The sequence below is a fragment of the Colwellia meonggei genome (genome assembly GCF_057537295.1).
The window spans coordinates 586,419-608,609 of record NZ_BAAJLZ010000001.1 but is presented as its reverse complement, the minus strand read 5'-3'; the positions used below and the strand labels follow the sequence as shown (position 1 = coordinate 608,609).

The window sequence follows — 22,191 nt, the reverse complement described above, 5'->3', positions numbered from 1 at the left end:
ATAGTAACTTAGTAACAATTATTAACCAAGTGTTAACCATGTAAGGAAGTGTAAATATTAGCTCAATAACACTAGAGATTTAGTTAATATTTTCGAACGAATTTTGCCCAAGACAAAAGCAATTCACGAAAGTCTTCACTGCCACATGATGAAGAGTCTTGTTGATCAAAATCGATATTCTCTTCAATTAGAGCATCTGGTAGCACTTCAACACCATTCATACTTGCATTAGTTTGTACCGTGACATCGCCTCGACTAAAGCTAACACTATATTCACTACCTGTAATAGTAATTTCGCTTTGTTTATCTTCTTCTACCTCTGACATTGCTGATAACAGTTGTGCAAGTTTAGTAGCGTCGGTGCCAACTTCAACTTCGAGCCAAGGCCCTATAACTTCATGTTCCAGAGAAAACTGAGCGACTGCTGCGCCTGTGATAGGATCATCGATAAATTGATATTCCATAAATACCTCACGCTAAAAAAATTAAGATAGGCTGCTCCTATCGACTAAAAATCTACTATATTAATTAGAGACATTTATATAATTGATACTGTAAGTTAATTGTAGCAAAACAGTCATTTTTAACACGAAATACTTAACTTATTGCTGCAAATAACTTGGTGCTATATTTATGAGCAAAATCTGCAATAAGTTAAAAATTCTCGACTGCTTATCAAGCTTTTTACGTTTGATTCACACAAAGAGCCAGAGGGTATTTTTCAGTATTATTTACTTAATAGCCTGCTGCTTCCCTATACTAGGTTTATCAATTGAATCACCGCAAAAAATTATAGTTGCCATGCATATTGAACCACCTTTTTCAGATATAGTTAATGACGAGTTTGTTGGTGAAAACATTGATATTGCTAATGCTATTGCGGCACTAATAAATAAAGAAGCTAAGTTTGTTTATTGCCCTGTAGCTCGTTGTTTCTCACTTGTACATGCTGGCAAAGCCGATATGATAATGGCAATTAGGAAAACAGCAATAAGAGAACAATTTTTAACTTATTTAGCCCCTCCAATAAAAATTCAAAAGTTGCCACTGAGATTTTACATTCGAGCAAATAATGAATTGGCTTTAAATCACTATCAAGACCTACAAGCTTTTAAAGTTGGAATACTCAGAGGCGCTTCCTATTTCGATAAATTTGATCACGATACAAGCATCAACAAAATCCCCGTAACCAACCATCAACAATTGATTAAAATGCTACTAAAGGGCCGAATAGATACTTTTTTAGAACGTGAAGAGTCAATCACCCCATTAGTAGATAAAAACATTTACGCTACGCAGATTAAACTCGCTAACTTTTCTTACGATAAAGGTGTGGGTTCTTATATAGCTGTATCAAAAAAGTCATGGCTTGTTACAGAAGTTGAACAACTATCAAATGCTATCCAAACATTAATGAGCACAGGAAAGCTAAAAGAAATAATAAATAAAACGCAACGAGCACATTAATTTCAAGTTGAACTTACCCAGTATAAAAGCGTCTATTTGTTATCTTTTATTCAGTTATTATTACTTTTGTGCGAAACGGAACTTACACAGCCATTGTTTTTTCGATACTGATCCACACTTTGATTGTACTAGTGATCATTGTCACTCAATCAACGTCTGAGCCAACTTTCAAGCCGATCGAAAAAAAGCAACCAATCAAGAGTTTTCTATATCGCGCGCCCAGAATAAAGTTACCAAGTGAAAAAGTCGACGATCAAAAGCCTATCTCACCTGCTATTATTGAAAAAAAGCCTGTGGAAAAGTTAATTCAGGCTAAAGAAGAGCAAAAAGAAGTACAAGCACAAAATGCAGTAGCAACTGATAACAACGTAACTATTCAGCAACCGCCAATAATACCACCACATGCAATACCGCAAAAATCAACGAAGCCGGAGCCTGAACAACCACCACAGCAGCCTCGAAAAAAACTGGATAGCTTCACCCAACTGCAAAGATTACGTAGCAAACTGAATAGCAGCACTAACACTACTGCTAACAGCCCATATCAAAGCGACCAACCACCCTCAATATTTAACACTCGCCCTAAAACCGTGCCGCATTCAGTACCAGTAAAAGATGAGGAAAAAGAGCGAGAAAAAAATACAAAAAATATGGGCTCAGGTATCGCGATAACAAAAGGCGATGACGGTACATGTGCAATCACTCAAGACATGAGTGTTTATGGGCTAGAGCATGGTTCATCAACACAGTATTTTAGCTGTGGTGAATCAAAGTTTGATAAAAGCTTTCGTGAGCATATGAAGAAAGTTAAGGACAAACTCGGTAAAAAATAGCCGATTAAGCAACAATTAATATTAAATTGAAGAAAGCTCTATTGTCGCCTTTGCAAAAGCACTTAACTAATCTAATAGCTAAGCGCTTCAGCAAAAGTAAACTTAATAATCAGAGATAGTAAACTAAGCTTCGACCTGTAAAATTACCGTATCAGCTTGTGATGTGTATTGATCCATTTTATCAAAGTTCAAGTAGCGATATGTATCAGCAGCTGTAGCATCAATTTTTGATGCATATTCCATATATTCCGCCGCCGTAGGCAGCTTACCTAAAATAGCCCCAACACCCGCTAGCTCTGCCGAGGTTAAATAGACATTTGCCCCCGTACCTAATCGATTAGGGAAGTTACGTGTAGAAGTAGAAAGCACCGTTGATTTATCTGCAACTCGCGCTTGGTTTCCCATACACAGCGAACAACCCGGTGTTTCTACACGCACCCCTGCTTTACCATAAATGTTAAAATAACCTTCATCCTTTAGCTGTGCACTGTCCATTTTAGTTGGCGGTGTTACCCACATACGAGTTGGCAACGAACCTCCAAAGCCTTCAATGAGTTTGCCTGCTGCGCGGAAGTGTCCAATATTAGTCATGCATGAACCAATGAAAACTTCGTCTACATCAACACCAGCCACTTCTGATAGTAGTTTGGCATCATCGGGATCATTAGGGCAGCATACTACTGGCTCGGTAATTTCATTTAAGTCAATCTCAATGATATGTGCGTATTCAGCATCACTATCGGCTACCATCAATGATGGATTAGTTAACCAGTTTTCCATTCCTTGAATGCGACGTGTAATTGTACGCACATCACCATAACCTTCGCTGATCATCCACTTAAGCATTACAATGTTGGAGGTTAGATATTCTTTAACAGCTTCTTCTTCTAGTTTGATAGTACAGCCAGCAGCAGAGCGCTCAGCTGAAGCATCGGAAAGCTCAAATGCCTGCTCAACCGTAAGGCCTTTAAGACCCTCAATTTCTAATATTCGCCCCGAAAACTCATTAATTTTTCCCGCTTTCTCAACGGTCAATAACCCTTTTTTAATTGCAGTATAAGGAATAGCATGCACTAAATCTCGCAAAGTAATGCCTGGTTGTATTTCACCTTTAAAGCGCACTAAAACCGACTCTGGCATGTCGAGTGGCATAACACCCGTTGCCGCAGCAAAAGCCACTAAACCTGAACCTGCAGGAAACGAAATACCTAATGGAAAACGAGTATGAGAATCGCCCCCAGTGCCAACTGTATCGGGTAGCAACATGCGATTTAACCAAGAATGAATAACACCATCGCCTGGGCGTAGCGAAACTCCGCCTCGATTCATCATAAAGTCAGGTAAAGTGTGATGCGTAACTACGTCTACAGGCTTTGGATAAGCAGAGGTATGACAGAATGATTGCATAGTAAGATCGGCTGAGAAGCCTAAACATGCTAAATCTTTCAACTCATCACGAGTCATTGGGCCGGTTGTGTCTTGCGAACCAACAGTTGTCATTTTAGGTTCACAATATTGACCTGCTCGAACGCCTTTAACTCCACAAGCTTTACCTACCATCTTTTGAGCTAAGGTATAGCCTTTGATTGAAGTCGCAGGCTCAACTGGTTTAGCAAATAGATCAGTGTCAGGCAAACTAAGAGCCTCTCGAGCACGTGCTGTTAAGCCTCGACCAATAATTAAAGGAATACGCCCACCGGCCCGCACTTCATCTAGTAGCACGGGGCTTAACTCAAATGTAGAAATGACGTCATCGGAACCTGAACGCTTCACAACGCCTTGATAAGGGAAAATATCAATAACATCGCCCATATGCATTTTTTGCACGTCTAGTTCAATTGGTAAAGCACCAGAATCTTCCATAGTGTTGTAAAATATAGGTGCTATTTTTCCGCCCAAGCATACACCGCCGTTACGCTTATTAGGAATGAATGGAATATCATTCCCCATAAACCAAAGTACGGAGTTTGTCGCTGATTTTCGAGAAGAGCCGGTACCAACCACATCTCCAACATAAGCCAATGGAATACCTTCTTCTTGTTGTGATGCAATTTGCTTAATTGGGCCAATTACGCCATCTTCATCTGGTGTGATACCATCTCGCGAAATTTTTAACATTGCTTTCGCATGCAAAGGAATATCAGGACGTGACCAAGCATCAGGTGCAGGCGATAAATCATCGGTATTGGTTTCACCAGTAACTTTAAACACTTTAACAGTAATTTTTTCCGGCACTTGCTCTTTTGAAGTGAACCATTGACCTTCAGCCCAAGATTGCATAACTTGTTGCGCCGCAACATTACCTGATTCGGCTTTTTCTTTGACATCGTAAAAAGCGTCAAACATTAACAATGTATTCGACAGTCCGTTCGCTGCTATATCAGCCAATTCGGTATTATCTAACAAACTAATCAGTGGCTGAATATTATAACCACCAAGCATAGTACCAAGTAGTTCAGCAGCTCTTTCAACTGTCAGTATTGGTGAGTTCACCTTGCTTTCGGCAACTGCAGCTAAAAAACCCGCTTTGACATAAGCCGCTTCGTCTACACCAGCTGGCACACGATGAGTTAATAAATCGATTAAAAAGGACTCTTCACCTTTTGGGGGAGCTTTAACAAGCTCAACTAAAGCTGCAGTTTGCTCTGCATTTAATGCCTTTGGCACAATGCCTTCAGCAGCGCGTTCTTCAATATGTTTTCGATATTCTTGCAGCACGGTATTTACCTCTATGATAAGTGATAGCTAACCTTAATTAATCCATTTAACTGCACCTAAAAACGCTAACGTGAATCTAATCGGTTCAGTATCTGAGATTACAATGTTTGTAGAATTATACGTGAACAGGTGTTTTCATTGAACGACATGCACTAGTCAGCAAAATTATTATCGCTATGAGCAATTTTTATATTAATTAAAAATCAATAAGTTAAGAATTCAATAAACGAAAAACATTCGACTAATTGACTAGATAAAAATATCGTATGTATGGGTAAATAAATCACATTTTTGCTTGAATAAAAGACTAGGGCATGACTATTTCTTATCAAATGCTCTCTTCTTTCATCGAATATAAACATTACTTCTACCTAGTATAAATTGTATGAATAGCGTTTATTTAATCAAATGATTCATAGTAGTCAAAAAATCAGGTAAAATATGCGCAAAATTTTTCTGCTAATACTCGTCCTATTAGCATTCTGTCGTTAGAGGGAGTATCGAATGAGCCTGTATTTAGAATATATTGCGGAAATTGAAAACCGTAAAAGTGAGCAAGGGCTGGCACCTAAGCCAATTGATAGTGCTGAATTGTTATCAGAAATCATTGCTCAAATTAAAGAGCAAGGTAATGAGTACCGTGAAGATTCTCTTAACTTTTTTATCTACAACACCTTACCTGGCACAACAAGTGCTGCTGGTGTTAAAGCTAAATTCTTAAAAGAAATTATTCTAGGCCAAGAAGTAGTTGCCGAAATTACTAATGAATTTGCTTTTGAATTACTTTCACACATGAAAGGTGGCCCTTCAATTGAAGTCCTACTTGACCTTGCATTGAGTGATGATGCAGCAGTTTCGGCGCCAGCTGCTACTGTTCTTAAAACACAAGTATTCTTATACGATGCTGACATGGCTCGTCTTGAAGCAGCATTTAAAGCAGGTAACGCTGTTGCAAAAGATCTTTTAGAAAGCTTTGCAAATGCGGAATTTTTCACAAAGCTTCCTGCTATCGAAGAAAAGATTGACGTAGTAACCTACATCGCTGGTGAAGGTGATATCTCTACAGATTTACTTTCTCCAGGCCACCAATCTCACTCACGTGCTGATCGTGAATTACACGGTAAGTGTATGATCACACCTGAAGCGCAAGACGAAATTGTAGCGCTTCAAGCTAAGCACCCTAACGCGAAAGTAATGCTTATCGCTGAAAAAGGTACCATGGGTGTTGGTTCATCACGTATGTCTGGTGTTAACAACGTTGCACTTTGGGCAGGTAAGCAAGCAAGTCCTTACGTGCCATTTATTAACATCGCTCCTGTAGTTGCTGGTACGAACGGTATCGCACCTATCTTTTTAACTACCGTTGACGTTACTGGCGGTATTGGTCTTGACCTTAAAAACTGGGTGAACAAAGTAGACGCTGACGGTAACACAGTTACTGACGAAAATGGCGACCCTGTATTAGAAGAAGCATACTCAGTAGCAACAGGCACAGTATTAACTATCGATACTAAAGCGAAGAAACTATACAACGGTGATAAAGAACTCGTTGATGTTTCTTCTGCATTTACACCGCAAAAACAAGAATTTATGAAAGCAGGTGGTTCTTATGCGGTTACATTTGGCAAGAAGTTACAAACATTTGCAGCTGAAACTTTAGGTATTGAAGCACCTGTTGTTTACGCAGCATCAAAAGAAATTTCACATGAAGGCCAAGGGTTAACTGCAGTAGAGAAAATCTTTAACCGTAATGCGGTAGGTGTTGCCTCTGAAACGCCATTGCACGCTGGTTCTAACGTGCGCGTAAAAGTGAACATTGTTGGTTCTCAAGATACCACTGGCCCTATGACCTGTCAGGAATTAGAAGCTATGGCTGCTTCAACAATTTCTCCACTTGTTGACGGCGCATTTCAATCAGGTTGTCACACGGCATCTGTTTGGGATAGCAAAGCAAAAGCGAACACACCTAAATTAATGGCGTTCATGAATAAGTTTGGCCTTATCACAGCACGTGATCCTAAAGGTGTTTACCATTCAATGACTGATGTTATTCACAAAGTATTAAACGATATTACTGTTGATGACCGTGCGATTATCATTGGTGGTGACTCACATACGCGTATGTCTAAAGGCGTAGCATTCGGTGCCGACTCAGGTACTGTTGCAATTGCACTTGCAACTGGCGAGTCTGCAATGCCTATTCCTGAGTCTGTTAAAGTTACCTTTAAAGGCAACATGAAAGGCCACATGGATTTTCGTGATGTAGTACACGCCACTCAAGCACAAATGCTTAAACAGTTTGGCGGTGAGAACGTTTTCCAAGGTCGCATCATCGAAGTTCATATAGGTACGCTACTAGCTGACCAAGCGTTTACTTTCACTGACTGGTCTGCAGAAATGAAAGCAAAAGCTTCAATCTGTATTTCAAACGATGAAACCTTAGTTAAATCTATCGAGCTTGCTAAGAGCCGTATCCAAATTATGATCAACAAGGGTATGGAAAACGAAGCAGGTACCTTAGCGGGTTTAATTACCTTAGCTGATAAACGTATCGAAGAAGTTAAATCTGGCGCTCAACCTGCTTTATCACCAGATGAAAACGCTGAATACTACGCTGAAGTATTAATTGACTTAGATGCGATTTCAGAGCCAATGATTGCCGACCCTGACGTAAACAATGAAGATGTATCTAAGCGTTATACTCATGACGTTATTCGTCCTGTTTCATACTACAACGGTAAACCTGTTGATTTAGGTTTTGTTGGTTCATGTATGGTTCACAAAGGCGACATGCAAATCATCGCACAAATGTTACGTAATCTTGAAAAGCAAAATGGCAGCATTGAATTTAAAGCGCCATTAGTTGTTGCACCACCAACATATAATATTGTTGATGAGTTAAAAGCAGAAGGTGATTGGGAAGTATTAGAGAAATACTCTGGTTTCGTATTCGACGATAATAAGCCGAAAGGCGAAGCACGTACTAAGTATGAAAACATCTTATACCTTGAACGTCCAGGCTGTAACTTATGTATGGGTAACCAAGAAAAAGCTGAACCAGGTGATACGGTAATAGCCACTTCTACACGCTTATTCCAAGGCCGTGTTGTCGCAGATACCGCAGAAAAGAAAGGTGAGTCACTACTTGGTTCAACACCACTTGTAGTGCTTTCAACGGTATTAGGTCGTTTCCCAACAATGGATGAATATACTTCTGCTGTTGAAGGTATCGACTTAACACGTTTTACACCACCAACAGAAGAAATGACAACTAAATTCACAGGTCAAGCTGTACCAGTAAAAGTAGTTTAATCTCACTTTAGTCGAGATTGAAACGCTTCAACATTAGGTTGTAGAGCTAAATAAAAAAGAGCTGCTTATTTAACATAAGTAGCTCTTTTTATTTAAAGTTGGAAATGTATTATAACTGCCATCTTAGATATAAAAGCTAACGTTTTGGGCATTCAATATTGGCAGATAACGATGGCATGATCATGTTTGGGAACGACAACTTATCATCGAAGCGTTCAACGCCTTTTAATACTTCAATTTTAAAACCGTAACTTTTACATACCAGTAACGCACGGCGCATAAGAAATGTCGCCAACATACTAAACTCAGTATCTTGTTTACTAATCACCTGAATATGATGTCTATCATCACTTAGCTCTGTTTGCTTAAACTGCACTTGATGATCAAAGTCCCATTGAGACGCTGCACTTGAACTTTCTTTGTTTTGTGCACAGCCTGTAACGAGCACAATCAACAACAAGATGTGTAAACTTTTCATTATTCCAACTTCCCTAATCATTTCACGTAAGTACTACTTAGGTGTCAGTATAACCGCCATTTTTCATCAAAACTATTCTATAAACACAGGGATAAAAAAAGCCAGCATAATTGCTGGCTCTACCTTACACATTACATTAATAAATCATTACATATTATTAGTAATTAAACTTATACTTTAAATTTAGCTTTTCTAGCACCTAAAGCAATCATAGCAATTGCTAATAAAAATATAGAGCTTGGTTCAGGTACGGTGATAGCACGCTCGTGGCTAATATTAAATCCAAACTGGAATGTTGTATGTGCTTTCTCACTAGTAACTAGTCCAGAGCAACCTTCAGCTAGTCCTAAGGCTGCACAATAACCTGCGTCTAATGTTGCAAACGGTGCTGGTACTCCCATATTATCAAAAACTAAAATATTGATCCCATATAGGTTACCGTCGTATACAAACGGAATGCCAACGGTTAAGTCTCCATTAAAGCCAAATATATCAGGACATCCACCAACATGATCGCTCGAATCGCTACCATCTAAACATAAGCCGCTTCCAGGGTTATTTGTAGTTTCTTGAAATCTAAAATCAATACCAATTGTTGGAGCATCTTCAACACCACCTGTATCAGGCACTAAAGCGTCCAATGTCAAGTAGTCTGTAAGGGTACCACCCGTTAACGTGGCAAAGCTTCCACTTAAAGTATTATTCCAGTGTGTGGCACTGATACCAACCCCTACCTGTCCTGGACCAGGAGCACCACCTATAATTGTATTAACTGAACCACCAACAGCGCCGCCACCGAATCGATCATCACCTGCAACGCCATCACCAATTGTTATTGCACTTCTTGATGAGCCAGGACCAACACCTGTATCTTGAAAATCACCACCATCTGCACCCCATGATAATTCGTAAAGTGAAGCATCAGTATCGCCAGTTCCACCAGAGAAATCCGAGTCAGTAAACTCAGCCCAAGTACTATAGTCCCAGGTGGTTACAATATCTCCAGCAAATGCAGTACTGGCAGCAAAGGTATAAAACAATGCAACTGCGATTGCCCCTATCCGTTTTTTTAAATTTGTTAAGTTATCCATTAGTTGTTACCTATCTTTGATTCATTAAAATAAAGAGGAATTACTTTAACTGCGTGTAACTACCTAACAATTACTCAAATGCATATTCTTTGCCATCAATATAAGGTGGTGATTTTATGAATTTTTTTTAAGATAATTAACAAAGCTCAACTAACCTGTAAAAATATTTATAACAACTAAAGTCAACATAAAAACCGCTAACCACATGAAAAGTATAACTTAAATACAAGAGGATTATTTGAACATAAAAATACAAGCGAAATAACATGTAAAAAAATCTGACATTAGCAATGTAAGGAATTGAAACCTAATAGATTACATTGCTTTTAATTGACTCAGCTCAATATCAAATTGCTTACGTTCATCATCTGTTAATTGCGAAAGTATATTCTCAGCATCTTCACCTTTATTACTTAAAGCTAATGCTTGAGCGTAATGACGGGTGATTTCAGCCGATTTACGCTGTGCATAGGCTTGCTCCAAAACAATTATCGCATCACCATGTTTTTTAGCATGAAGTAGAGCTACGCCTAGTGTATCAAGAACGTCTGGGTGTCCTGGAGCTTTATCTCGAGCACGCTTTGCGAATTCAATTGCTTTATCAATATCACCTTTTTCGGTATTTAAAACAGCCAAATTATTTAACGCAATTATATTTGAGGATTGTAGAGTTAGTATTTTGAGATACTGACTTTCTGCTTTAGCTGGCTGAGAAACCATATAGAGTTCTGCTAAGTAGTTTTGTAAAGGAATATTAGATTGAACAAAATTTGGCTCCTTCTCAAGAAAGGATATTGCAGAACTAACCCCATCAGTTTCACGATATGCTTTCGCCAGAAGTAACATTGTTTTCGCATTCTTTTGAATTCTATTAGAAACCTGAAGATTCTTTCTAGCTATTGAATAATGCTTTTTCATCAGCGCATTGATGCCCGATAATTGCAACGCTTCAGCATTGTTCGGCATAACTTCAAGCATATTGCTTATTAAGGTGTCCAAACCATCCATTTTGCCCAAGTTAATGGCATAGCGCACTTCTCTGAGTATTAAGAACTTGTTGTTTTTAAGTTCTTTTTGACGTCTCGCTATTTGAGTTTTTTCAAAAGCTAATTCAAAATCTCGAAATCTTTCAAGCAACTCTATTTGTAATGCATAGCTTTGAAGTTCATTGGGTGATAATTGTTGCCAGCGTAACGCTTCTTCATTCATTTTAGTTTTATTACCAAGTAAGTAATAGCTATTCAATACCGTAACAAAGTAATCCGGTGATAAATTATCAATTGCTTTGATTGTGTTAAGCCACCGCAATGCTTCTTCAGCTTTTTTTTCAATAAGTGCCTGTTGTGCGAGTATAACTCTAGGCCATTGTAAACTTGGTTTTGTTTCCGCTGTTTTACTTAAATCATTTAAAAAACTATCTATTGCATTCAGCTTAATACTCAATTTAAACAGAAGTTCATATACTCGTTTCGAATCCTCTTCTACAGATAAAGCTTTTAACAATACGGTATTTGCTTGTTCATAGTTGCGAATAATAAAATACTGCTGCGCCAATTCGTACAATACATTGGGCTGATCAGGTTCAATTTTATCAATTTTTTCTAAAAGGGATATTGAATCATTATGTTTTTTCTGCACATGTAAAATTTGTGCTTTCAATAACATAGCAGCAGTGTCATTTGGCTGTTTTACGAGCCAACTTTTTATTGTCGACATTGCCTTTTTAGGCTTATTCTGAATTAAATACGCTGTTGTTAAGGCAAAATTAGCCGCGCTATCATTTGACTCGATAGCATTAGCTCTTTTTAGGTCATCTAAGCCACTAGTATCGTTGCGTAATAACTTAAGAATCCCTAGCCTAGTTTTTGCTTGAACATTTTCAGGCTGAATTTGTAATGCCTTTTCTAATAAGGCAAGAGAATTATCAGATTCACCAATAACGGTTAGCTTTGAGGCGAAATCACTCAAGGTTTCACTTTCATGCGAAAAAAAACCATCATATTCTTTTATTGCAGACGATAATTTGTCTATCTGACCCAGTTTTAACATTGTTAACATTAAATATCGATGAGACGGATGACCTGTTGCAACATACGACGTTACTTGTGAAAGCTTCTCATAAGCCTGATCATAGTTCTTCTGAAAATAGTGACTTAATCCCGATAGGTAAAGTGCCAAAGGGTTATTTGGGAAAACCCTAAGTGCAGCCAAAGCGTATTCGTTAACTAAGCCGTAATCTCTTCTTTCCAAAGCAATTCTCGCCTTTAGCAGATTTGCTGTTAATTGGTTGGGGTTCAGCTTAAGCAGTTCATCAGTAATCAATTCACTATTATCTAAATCGTTCAATAACAGATAGTTATTAGCCATATACAGCTTTATTGAATGAGCCTCCGGCTTAATTTTCAAAAATTCGGCATAGGCTTTATTTGCTGCTTCATAATTTTGAGTTCGCTCTGCTAGCTTAGCTTTAAGTATCCATGCCTCAACTAGCTGACTATCTTGATTCAACGTATTTTCTAGCAAAGCTTCTGCTTGTACAAAATCTTGATTAATTGAGGCTTTTATTGCCGAGCCATATAAACTATACGAAGAGTTAGCGTCTCTACTAATAGCTTCATCGAACGCTCCTTTAGCATTAATTTCGTCACCTAAATTTAAATATGCTTGCCCCTTCAAAATGAAGCTCAGTAATTGACTTGAATCTTGCTCGAATTCAATGCTTGATAATAATTCAATAACCTCCTTATTTTTCCCAATTTTTAAATATATTTTTGCTAGCTTCAAAGTAACTTTATCTCTGTAAGGACTGCTAGCTTTAGCTTTTAAAAATTCCTTTTCTGCCGAATCATACCTCTCTGATGCCAAATAAATTTCACCTAGTAAAATGCGAGCTTCTGACATTCCAGGCTCAGAATTAATTAACTTTTTGAGGGTGATTTCAGCATGAGAATACTGATTTTTGCCTATTTGTTGCTTTGCTTCATCGAGCAGTTCCACAGGTGACTTTTGTGGTGAGCACGCCATCAATACGATTAATAGAACAGTAAAATTAATTCCTTGTCTAAAAGAAAGCATGATAATTCCTTCAAAATTTACTTAGTTCCAAATATAGTAAGTAACTATCAAAAAATAAAGATTCGACTTATTGGCTAAGTGCAATTTTAAATTGCTGAATATTCGATTTTTATTGAGGTACCTAAAACTAATTTCGCATCACTCATATCAGCTATACTAATAAAATAATAAATTCGAAAACCTTGTAAGATCTGTTATTAATTAGAGTTAAAAACGAAAAAACCAGCTATTAAGCTGGCTTTTCAAATAGTTAATTTAATTTAAAACTATTTTTTCTTTTTAAGTGCTTTAGCATTTGGTAAATCTGTGATTGAGCCTTCGAATATTTCCGCAGCTAAACCAATTGATTCATTTAATGTTGGGTGAGCGTGAATTGTTAATGCAACATCTTCAGCATCAGCGCCCATTTCAACTGCTAAACAAATCTCGCCAAGCATTTCACCAGCATTGATACCAACAATAGCACCACCAAGCACACGACCTGTTTCTTTTTCAAAGATCATCTTAGTTTTACCTTCAGTACGCGCAGATGCAATTGCACGACCAGATGCAGCCCACGGGAAGTTAGCAACTTCGATATTTAAACCTTGCTCTTTGGCTTCACGCTCAGTAACACCAACCCAAGCCATTTCTGGATCAGTATATGCAATTGAAGGAATACAACGCGGGTCAAACTCATGCTTCTTACCAGAGATAACTTCAGCAGCACAATGTGCTTCATGTACCGCTTTATGCGCAAGCATAGGTTGACCTACAACATCACCGATAGCGAAAATATGAGGTACGTTAGTACGCATTTCTTTAGAAACGTTAATGAAACCACGCTCATCAACATTTACACCTGCTTTATCAGCAGCAACTAAGTGACCATTTGGCTTACGACCAACAGCAACTAAAATTTTGTCATAACGTACTTGTTCTGCAGGCGCTTTTTTACCTTCAAAAGTAACGTATAAGCCGTCATCTTTTGCTTCAACTGCAACAACTTTAGTTGACAACATAATGTTGAACTTCTTCTTGTTGTAGTTGTTGTAAATTTTAACAATATCTTTATCAGCAGCTGGTACTAATTGGTCAGCAAATTCAACAACAGATACATTTGAACCTAGTGCTGAGTATACTGTTCCCATTTCTAGGCCAATGATGCCACCACCAAGAACTAACATTTCTTCTGGTACATCTTTAAGTTCTAATGCACCTGTTGAATCGATAACACGTGGATCATCATTTGGAATAAATGGTAAGTCGATTACAGAAGAGCCCGCAGCAATAATTGCATTATCAAAAGTAATAGTCGTTTTACCGTCAGTACCTTCAACTTCAATAGTTTTATCAGAAGTGAATTTACCGTAACCCGTAACAGTTTTAACTTTACGTGCTTTAGACATTCCACCTAAACCACCCGTTAATTGGCCAATTACGCTTTCTTTCCAATCACGAATTTTGTCTAAATCAATTTGAGGAGCACCAAAAGTAACACCATGAGATGCCATTGCAGCTGCGTCATCAATCACTTTAGCTACATGTAAAAGCGCTTTTGACGGAATACAACCGACATTTAAACAAACGCCACCAAGCGTTTCACGGCTTTCAACTAAAACAACGTCTAATCCTAAATCTGCTGCGCGAAATGCTGCTGAATAGCCACCAGGACCCGCACCTAAAACTACTACTTGAGTTTTAATATCGTTACTCATGCTAACCTCAAAATTGATGTATTTATTGCTGGTAATTCCAGCCTATATTTGCCAAATGACCTTTAATGACCTTAGTCATCAAACTCTTCAGCATTTATTTGTATTTATCTTGCGGGCAATTTTACTTAAACCACACAAGGATCGCTATCTTTTAATCTGCAATTATTAGTGAAAAGTTGGCGAAAATGAAAATTAACCAAACGACTTTCATTTTACCAACTTTACCTTCTTTATTGCTGATCAGTATCAAAACTAATCTCGAAGCTATAAAATAAGCTTTCTGATATCACTCATTACTGACGCTAAATGTACAGTAAAGCGCGCTGCTAGTGCACCGTCAATTACACGATGGTCGTAAGACATCGACAATGGCAACATGAGCTTAGGTTCAAAATCTTTACCATTCCATTTAGGTTTCATTTCTGATTTAGAAACACCTAAAATAGCCACTTCTGGTGCATTAACAATCGGCGTAAATGCCGTACCACCAATACCACCTAAACTAGAAATAGTAAAACAACCACCTTGCATATCGGCCGCTTTTAGTTTCCCTTCACGAGCTTTAATACTAATTTCAAGTAACTCTTTTGAAAGTTCATAGATGCCTTTTTTATCAACATCACGTACAACTGGAACAACCAAACCGTTTGGCGTATCAACAGCAACACCAATGTGGATGTACTTTTTCAAGATTAAGGCTTCACCATCTTCACTCAAACTTGAGTTAAAGGTTGGGAATGCTTTTAAAGCATCCGCCGCAGCTTTTAAAATAAACACTAATGGTGTAATTTTAAAACCAAGCTTTTGTTTTTCACAAACAACGTTTTGCTCTTTTCTGAATGCTTCAACATTAGTAATGTCAGCTTCGTCAAATTGGGTAACGTGTGGAATAGTTACCCAATTTTTGTGAAGAAATGGGCCTGAAATTTTCTGAATGCGTGATAATGGTTTTTCTTCAATTTCACCAAACTTAGAAAAATCGACTGGCTTGCTGGCAACAACTTGTAAACCACCAGAATTACCCGAAACATTGCTACCGGCATTCGCTTTAGGGCGAGACAATTCATATTTCACATACGATTGAACATCTTCTTTTAAAATACGGCTTTTATTACCTGTACCTTTAACTAATGTTAAATCAACACCAAACTCTCGTGCTAAACGACGAATTGACGGCGAAGTATAAATACTGCCTGATGATGCAACTTTTCCAGCTTGTGGGTGATGCGGCACAGGTGCTGACTTTTTGGCTGCTGGTGCTGGAGCAGCTTTAGGTGCTTCAACAACTTTTTCAGCAACAGGTTCAACAACTTCTACAGGTGCGCCACTTGACGTTTCAAGCTTAATAACAAGTGAACCTTGCTTTACTTTATCACCGGTATTAATTAGTACTTCTTTTACTGTTCCCGCATGCGATGACGGTACATCCATGGTTGCTTTATCAGTTTCTAAAGTGATCAAACCATCTTCAGCTTCAATCACATCTCCAACCGCAACCAGCACATCAATAACATCAACTTCACCATCTTCACCAATGTCAGGAACTGCAACATCAATGATCTCGCTCGAGGCTGGCGCAGGAGCTGCTATAGGAGCTTCAACTACAGGTGCTTGTGCCGCTTCAACTTTTGCAGGAGCCTCTGCTTGAACTTCAGTCTCTTCAACAGGCGCTGCAGAGCTAGCACTTGTCATTTCAGCGATAATATCGCCTTCTTTAATTTTGTCACCAACATTAACTAATAATGCTGTTAGCGTACCCGCAAAAGGTGCCGGAATATCCATAGATGCTTTATCGGTTTCAACCGTTAGAATTCCTTCATCTGATTCAAGTGAATCACCTACGGCAAAACAAATTTCAATTACTTCAACTTCTTCGCCACCAACGTCAGGGACTAGAATTTTTTGACTATCTGACATAATAATTCTCCGTACCGCTTATGCGTATAATGGGTTAAGTTTTTCAGTATCGATATTGAAACGCTTAATAGCTTCAGCTACCACTGAACGGTCAACATCACCACGATTTGCTAATTCAAATAAAGCAGCAACAACAATATAAGCTGCGTTTACTTCAAAGTGCGTACGTAAGTTTGCACGACTATCACTACGACCAAAACCGTCGGTACCTAAACAGCGGTATTCTGTATCAATATAAGCTCGAACTTGGTCTGAATAATTTTTAATATAGTCAGTTGCTGCAATAGCAGGGCCATTTTCTTTAGTAATAACTGAAGAAATATAAGCTTGTTTCTGTTCACTTTCTGGGTGAAGCATATTCCAGCGTGCAACATCTTGCCCGTCACGTGCTAATTCATTAAATGAAGTCACAGAGTAAACATCACTTGAAATGCCATAGTCAGCACTTAAAATTTGTGCTGCTTCACGTACTTTTTCTAAGATTGTACCAGAGCCCATTAATTGCACATTGGCCTTCGACTTCTCTGCCGTTACAGTTTCAAGCTTATAAATACCTTTAATGATTTCATCAGCTATATCTTTACTCTCAGGCATTGCTGGATGCTGGTAACTTTCATTCATTAAGGTTAGGTAATAGAAAATGTTTTCATCATTTTCATACATACGACGTAAACCGTCACGAACAATTACAGCGACTTCATAACCATAAGTTGGATCATAAGTTACACAGTTAGGAATTAAACCCGCTTGTACATGTGAATGACCATCTTGATGCTGTAAACCTTCACCATTAAGTGTAGTACGACCTGCTGTTGCACCCAATAAGAACCCACGAGCCTGGCTATCACCGGCTGCCCAAGCTAAGTCACCAACACGTTGGAAGCCAAACATTGAGTAGTAAATATAGAATGGGATAGTAGTTGCATTACAAGTTGAGTATGACGTACCCGAAGCAACCCAAGATGCCATAGCACCTAATTCGTTAATACCTTCTTGTAAAACTTGGCCTTTCTTATCTTCACGGTAATAAGCAACTTGGTCAGCATCTTGAGGAACATACTTTTGTCCTTCATTTGCATATATACCAACTTGGCGGAATAAACCTTCCATACCGAATGTACGAGCTTCATCAGGAATAATTGGCACAATTCGCTTGCCAATTTTTTTATCTTTTAATAACGCATTTAATACTCGAACAAAAGTCATCGTCGAAGAAACTTCACGCTCTCCTGAGCCCTTTAAAATAGCGTCGAAAGCTTTTAACGGTGGAATTTCGATACTTTCTTCAGCTTGTTCGCGACGCGCTGGTAATGAACCACCTAAAGCTTCACGACGCTCTTTCATGTATTTAAACTCAGCACTATCTTCTGGGAACTTATAGAAAGGTAGGTCAGCAATTTCATCATCGCTAATTGGCATATTAAAACGGTCACGGTAGTGCTTAATAGATTCAACATCCATTTTCTTAACATTGTGAGCGATGTTAAGCGCCTCACCTGAAGCACCTAAACCAAAACCTTTTACTGTTTTAGCTAAAATAACTGTTGGACGACCTTTAGTTTCTTGGGCTTTTTTATAAGCCGCATAAACTTTAACAGGGTCATGGCCACCACGGTTTAAGCGATAAATATCTTCGTCTGACATATTGGCCACAAGTGCCGCAGTTTCAGGATATTTGTTAAAGAAGTTTTCACGCGTGTACTTACCACCTTTGGCTTTACAGTTTTGGTATTCACCATCAACCGTTTCTTCCATAAGCTGTAAAAGTTTACCTGAAGTATCGCGAGCAATCAGTGCATCCCAGTAGCTACCCCAAATAACTTTAACCACTTCCCAGCCTGCGCCACGGAATGTACCTTCAAGTTCTTGAATAATTTTGCCATTACCACGTACTGGGCCATCTAAGCGCTGTAAGTTACAGTTAATAACGAATGTTAAGTTGTCTAACCCTTCACGCGACGCTAAACCAATAGCACCTAATGACTCTGGCTCATCCGTTTCACCGTCACCTAAATAACAGTACACTCGTTGACCAGAACAGTCTTTAATACCACGATCTGTTAAATATTTAAGGAAACGAGCAGTATAAATAGCTTGCAGTGGACCTAAGCCCATAGATACCGTTGGAAATTGCCAAAAGTCTTTCATCAAATGAGGATGAGGATAAGACGATAAACCTTCGCCATCACACTCTTGACGGAAGTTATCCATTTGAGATTCAGTTAAACGCCCTTCCATGAAAGCACGAGCATAAATACCTGGCGCAATATGGCCTTGAGAGAAAATAAAGTCACCGCCATCTTTTTCAGACGCAGCTCTAAAGAAATGGTTAAAGCCTACATCATACAACATTGCTGATGAAGCAAAACTACCAATATGACCGCCAAGCTCTAAATCTTTTTTCGAAGCTCGAAGCACTAAAACTAATGCATTCCAGCGAATTGCTGCACGAATACGCGCTTCAATTGTTTGGTCAGCCGGCATATGCGGCTCTTGTCCTGGAGGAATAGTATTTACGTAAGCTGTTTTAGCGTCAAATGGTAGATGAGTACCACTGCGTCGAGCGCGATCGATCAATTTTTCTAAAATGAAGTGTGCACGATCCGGACCTTCATTTTCCAGAATAGAATCCATAGATTCTAACCACTCTTGGGTTTCCAACGAATCAATATCTAAATTTGGGAGCTCAGACATAATTACTTAGTCTCCAATTGTTATGTTAAGTAAATTTATTTGTTTAAAGATAGCTGCTTTTAAGCAGATATCCTTAACTCGTTTTAAATGTTTAAAAAATTCTAAAATTCGGTTCTTTTCATTCGACGCATGGAGCGTTCCATGCGGCTATTTTCTTGCGACATTTTCAGCAGTACTTCTTCGATAAATGCTAAATGCCTATGACTAGCACCCCATGCTATTTGCGGTTTGCCACTAACAATGGCACTCATTAATCGAGTGCGATAATCAGATATTTGGCTAAACACATCAGGGCGTTTCGCTAATATAGTTAAGTTCTGTTCAATATTGTCAATCAATAAAGCTGCCATGCTGTTGGCTAATTGCAAAATCACACCGTTGTGACTAGCAGCGCATATGGCTAGATAAAATTCAAAAACAGCTTCTGCTTCAAGTCGATAATTGTCTTCCAATTGAGCACTGCCGATATTGTCATGCTTGCGCTGAATTTCATCGAAATCAGCTTGAGTGCCTCGCATAGCTGCATAGTACGCTGACATACCCTCAATACCGTGACGAAATTCTAGCAAATCAAATTGTGATTCATTATTCCCTGACATTAAAGCAAATAAAGGATCTGATAAACCGCCCAATATTTGATCACTAACATAGGTACCGCCACCTTGGCGTCGAGTCACTAAGTTTTTAGCCTCTAATTTCTGAATGGCTTCACGTAAAGACGGGCGCGACACATCAAATTGCTTAGCTAATTCACGCTCAGACGGTAACTTTTGTCCCGGTTTTAAGCTGCCTTCTAAGATCATCGTCTCAAGCTGAGACTGAATAACATCAGACAACTTTGCTTGTTTTACCGGTTTTTTAATACTCGGAATTGACATTCATAACCCTTTATTATTCAGATATTTTGCATCTAAATTCAGCATTTCTTACCAAAACCAAAAATGGTAAATTGGTCTTACCACTTTATTTTTCGAGTCATAATGTAGCAAATACTAGCCGTGTTGTAAACTAACGCTTATTTTTTATGCAATTTTCCTCGCTAAATAAACCAGCAATAACTAGGAAATATTTAAACTATTGAATAGTCCGTCTAATTAAAAGGAACTCAATATCGCAGGCAAAAGTTGCAATAAAATAACTGCCATAGTATTCGGTAAATATGGCATTAAAGTTAAAAAAGTTATGAGAATTAAATTAAGATAAGTGTGTTACCTTGTTATCAGAAAGAATAACAAGGTAACAAATTAACTATAAATAAATTTGGTATAGCTATTGTCGTTCAAATAAAAATACCGAGAATAAAGTAATGCTAAGTGATTATACCGGTTAAAATTAATAGAGAAATAACGACCAAAAATAGTAAAAGTGTTCGTTTAGCAAGTTTGACTAACAAGCAAGGTTCCAATGTACAGTCATCTGCGTCAACCATAAAGTCTTCTGATTTTTCTGCAACCGAAATAAGTACTTTGCTCGGCGCTTTATCAAATTCAAACAAATTCTCTAACCAAACCGGCATAGCTTTTGAAAAATGTCCAACAAACATATAGCCAAATGCCACTAATCTAACTGGTAGCCAGTCAACCCAAAATAATAATTGCTGATTGGCAAAACAAGCCTCGTCTACCGTTTCTTCCTTTACTTCGCCCTCTTCATCGCCAATTGCTTGCTCTTCATTATTAGAACACTCATTCATAACGGTCAACAAACGATAAAATAATGCGCCTGCAGGGCCAAACACGACAAAAAATAGCATAACAGCAATGAAATAACGGTAATTCAACCACACTAAAGTTTGGCCAAAGCCCATATTAGCAATATTTTTATCTTGCTGAAGTTGCATATGATGCAATTCACAGCTGGTCATTTCACCTTTAAATGCCGAGACCAAATAGCTTTTATAAGCGTCACGCGTTTTCATACAACCAAAACAGACAATTAAAATTAATGTCGACGCTATAAGGTACAATAGAGCATTATCTATTTGAGACATTAAAAAATAGCAGCCTATTACAGGTATAAGTATTACTGCGTAATTTAAAATAGCCGACTGTTGGAAATCAGCAAGTAGCTTAGTTTTCTTAATGGCGGCAATGTACCGTTGGTAAAATGTATTAAATTGCCAAGTACTTGACGACAAATATCGTTCAGCAATTAACGCGATTAACAAACTAATTAGGCTCATTTTAAATTACCTTTAATATAATTAAACTCAAAAAAATTATGGCTAAAACATTACTTGGCAAGTAACTTACGATAAAGTGACCAATCAAATATTGTACCTGGATCTGTCTTTCGCTCAGGAGCAATATCGCAATGGCCTGCAATATTATTCTCCATTGCAGGGTAACGAGAAATAAGCGCTTTGCTCAAACGACTAAGTTGCTGATATTGCTCTATAGTATATGGAATATCATCAGTTCCTTCCAGTTCTATACCTATTGAAAAATCATTACACCTTTCTCTCCCCTGATAGTGAGACACTCCTGCATGCCAAGCTTTATCATCAAAAGAAACATATTGAATAATATGACCTGAACGTTGAACAAGGCAATGTGCTGAAACACGAATTTTATAAATAGTTTCAAAGTATGGGTCTAACTGTGGCTCTAAATTACCAAGAAAAAAGTTAGTTATATGATCACCGCCAAACTGTCCCGGCGGCAATGAAATATTATGTACAACTAATAAACTAACAACTTCATTTTTATCACGAGGTTCAAAATGGCTAGACTTTTGGATTTCGATATTTTTCAACCAGCCGTTTTTGATTTCTAATGGAGGCAATTCTTTTTGGTCACTTGTTGCAGTTGACATACAATATTTCACATTTTAACTTTCGTTAAACTATTACATAATAAAATTATCAACAAAGCAAAGCATCAGCAACAATTCGAACGATGAATGGTTAG

14 protein-coding genes are annotated in these 22,191 nt (G+C 38.2%); 3 read left to right on the top strand and 11 right to left on the bottom strand.

All coding sequences use genetic code 11. The features are described from left to right. Positions 1 to 83: 83 nt before the first annotated feature. Positions 84 to 464, bottom strand: a complete 381-nt coding sequence (locus AC27E9_RS02755; RefSeq protein ID WP_487127034.1) for a YacL family protein — start codon at positions 462 to 464, stop codon at positions 84 to 86. Between the two features lie 337 nt (positions 465 to 801). Between AC27E9_RS02755 and AC27E9_RS02750 the strand changes: the two genes are divergently transcribed. Both AC27E9_RS02750 and AC27E9_RS02745 read left to right on the top strand, forming a co-directional pair. Next, positions 802 to 1,467 (top strand): substrate-binding periplasmic protein, encoded by a 666-nt coding sequence (locus tag AC27E9_RS02750; RefSeq protein WP_487127032.1) that lies wholly within the window; start codon positions 802 to 804, stop codon positions 1,465 to 1,467. 131 nt (positions 1,468 to 1,598) lie between these two features. Beyond that, positions 1,599 to 2,300, top strand: coding sequence for a hypothetical protein (locus tag AC27E9_RS02745; RefSeq protein ID WP_487127030.1), 702 nt, complete (start codon positions 1,599 to 1,601; stop codon positions 2,298 to 2,300). Positions 2,301 to 2,423: 123 nt separating this feature from the next. Here the strand turns inward: AC27E9_RS02745 and acnB are convergent, their stop codons facing one another. Beyond that, positions 2,424 to 5,018, bottom strand: a complete 2,595-nt coding sequence (gene acnB / locus AC27E9_RS02740; RefSeq protein WP_487127029.1) for a bifunctional aconitate hydratase 2/2-methylisocitrate dehydratase — start codon at positions 5,016 to 5,018, stop codon at positions 2,424 to 2,426. A gap of 504 nt (positions 5,019 to 5,522) precedes the next feature. On the opposite strand from acnB, the gene AC27E9_RS02735 reads away from it, so the two are divergent. Continuing rightward, a complete protein-coding gene (locus AC27E9_RS02735; protein ID WP_487127027.1) occupies positions 5,523 to 8,330 on the top strand; it encodes a bifunctional aconitate hydratase 2/2-methylisocitrate dehydratase in 2,808 nt (935 codons plus the stop codon). Between the two features lie 136 nt (positions 8,331 to 8,466). Here the strand turns inward: AC27E9_RS02735 and AC27E9_RS02730 are convergent, their stop codons facing one another. The 9 genes from AC27E9_RS02730 to ampD form a co-directional block, all read right to left on the bottom strand. Beyond that, positions 8,467 to 8,808, bottom strand: coding sequence for a hypothetical protein (locus tag AC27E9_RS02730; RefSeq protein ID WP_487127025.1), 342 nt, complete (start codon positions 8,806 to 8,808; stop codon positions 8,467 to 8,469). Between the two features lie 170 nt (positions 8,809 to 8,978). Next, a complete protein-coding gene (locus AC27E9_RS02725) occupies positions 8,979 to 9,899 on the bottom strand; it encodes a THxN family PEP-CTERM protein (protein ID WP_487127023.1) in 921 nt (306 codons plus the stop codon). A gap of 315 nt (positions 9,900 to 10,214) precedes the next feature. Then, positions 10,215 to 12,974 (bottom strand): XrtA/PEP-CTERM system TPR-repeat protein PrsT, encoded by a 2,760-nt coding sequence (gene prsT / locus AC27E9_RS02720; RefSeq protein WP_487127021.1) that lies wholly within the window; start codon positions 12,972 to 12,974, stop codon positions 10,215 to 10,217. 266 nt (positions 12,975 to 13,240) lie between these two features. After that, positions 13,241 to 14,671 carry a dihydrolipoyl dehydrogenase gene (gene lpdA / locus AC27E9_RS02715; RefSeq protein WP_487127019.1) on the bottom strand — a complete coding sequence of 477 codons (1,431 nt, stop codon included), beginning with the start codon at positions 14,669 to 14,671 and terminating at the stop codon, positions 13,241 to 13,243. Positions 14,672 to 14,935: 264 nt separating this feature from the next. Then, on the bottom strand, positions 14,936 to 16,588 hold the full coding sequence (gene aceF / locus AC27E9_RS02710) for a dihydrolipoyllysine-residue acetyltransferase (protein WP_487127017.1): 1,653 nt from the start codon (positions 16,586 to 16,588) through the stop codon (positions 14,936 to 14,938). Positions 16,589 to 16,606: 18 nt separating this feature from the next. After that, positions 16,607 to 19,282 (bottom strand): pyruvate dehydrogenase (acetyl-transferring), homodimeric type, encoded by a 2,676-nt coding sequence (gene aceE / locus AC27E9_RS02705; protein ID WP_487127015.1) that lies wholly within the window; start codon positions 19,280 to 19,282, stop codon positions 16,607 to 16,609. Positions 19,283 to 19,383: 101 nt separating this feature from the next. Further along, the gene (gene pdhR, locus AC27E9_RS02700) at positions 19,384 to 20,145 is read right to left on the bottom strand and encodes a pyruvate dehydrogenase complex transcriptional repressor PdhR (RefSeq protein WP_487128269.1); all 762 of its coding nucleotides are present in this window, start codon (positions 20,143 to 20,145) and stop codon (positions 19,384 to 19,386) included. Positions 20,146 to 20,591: 446 nt separating this feature from the next. Beyond that, entirely contained in the window at positions 20,592 to 21,464 is an 873-nt protein-coding gene (gene ampE / locus AC27E9_RS02695; protein ID WP_487127013.1) for a beta-lactamase regulator AmpE, read from the bottom strand. Between the two features lie 50 nt (positions 21,465 to 21,514). Beyond that, entirely contained in the window at positions 21,515 to 22,096 is a 582-nt protein-coding gene (gene ampD / locus AC27E9_RS02690) for a 1,6-anhydro-N-acetylmuramyl-L-alanine amidase AmpD (RefSeq protein ID WP_487127012.1), read from the bottom strand. Positions 22,097 to 22,191 lie beyond the last annotated feature (95 nt).

What these genes read in the sequence shown, in the direction of transcription:
- AC27E9_RS02755 (WP_487127034.1), bottom strand. Translation starts at nt 464, where the DNA reads ATGGAATATCAATTTATCGATGATCCTATCACAGGCGCAGCAGTCGCT.
- AC27E9_RS02750 (WP_487127032.1), top strand. Translation starts at nt 802, where the DNA reads ATGCATATTGAACCACCTTTTTCAGATATAGTTAATGACGAGTTTGTT.
- AC27E9_RS02735 (WP_487127027.1), top strand. Translation starts at nt 5,523, where the DNA reads ATGAGCCTGTATTTAGAATATATTGCGGAAATTGAAAACCGTAAAAGT.
- AC27E9_RS02730 (WP_487127025.1), bottom strand. Translation starts at nt 8,808, where the DNA reads ATGAAAAGTTTACACATCTTGTTGTTGATTGTGCTCGTTACAGGCTGT.
- AC27E9_RS02725 (WP_487127023.1), bottom strand. Translation starts at nt 9,899, where the DNA reads ATGGATAACTTAACAAATTTAAAAAAACGGATAGGGGCAATCGCAGTT.
- prsT (WP_487127021.1), bottom strand. Translation starts at nt 12,974, where the DNA reads ATGCTTTCTTTTAGACAAGGAATTAATTTTACTGTTCTATTAATCGTA.
- lpdA (WP_487127019.1), bottom strand. Translation starts at nt 14,671, where the DNA reads ATGAGTAACGATATTAAAACTCAAGTAGTAGTTTTAGGTGCGGGTCCT.
- aceF (WP_487127017.1), bottom strand. Translation starts at nt 16,588, where the DNA reads ATGTCAGATAGTCAAAAAATTCTAGTCCCTGACGTTGGTGGCGAAGAA.
- aceE (WP_487127015.1), bottom strand. Translation starts at nt 19,282, where the DNA reads ATGTCTGAGCTCCCAAATTTAGATATTGATTCGTTGGAAACCCAAGAG.
- ampE (WP_487127013.1), bottom strand. Translation starts at nt 21,464, where the DNA reads ATGAGCCTAATTAGTTTGTTAATCGCGTTAATTGCTGAACGATATTTG.
- ampD (WP_487127012.1), bottom strand. Translation starts at nt 22,096, where the DNA reads ATGTCAACTGCAACAAGTGACCAAAAAGAATTGCCTCCATTAGAAATC.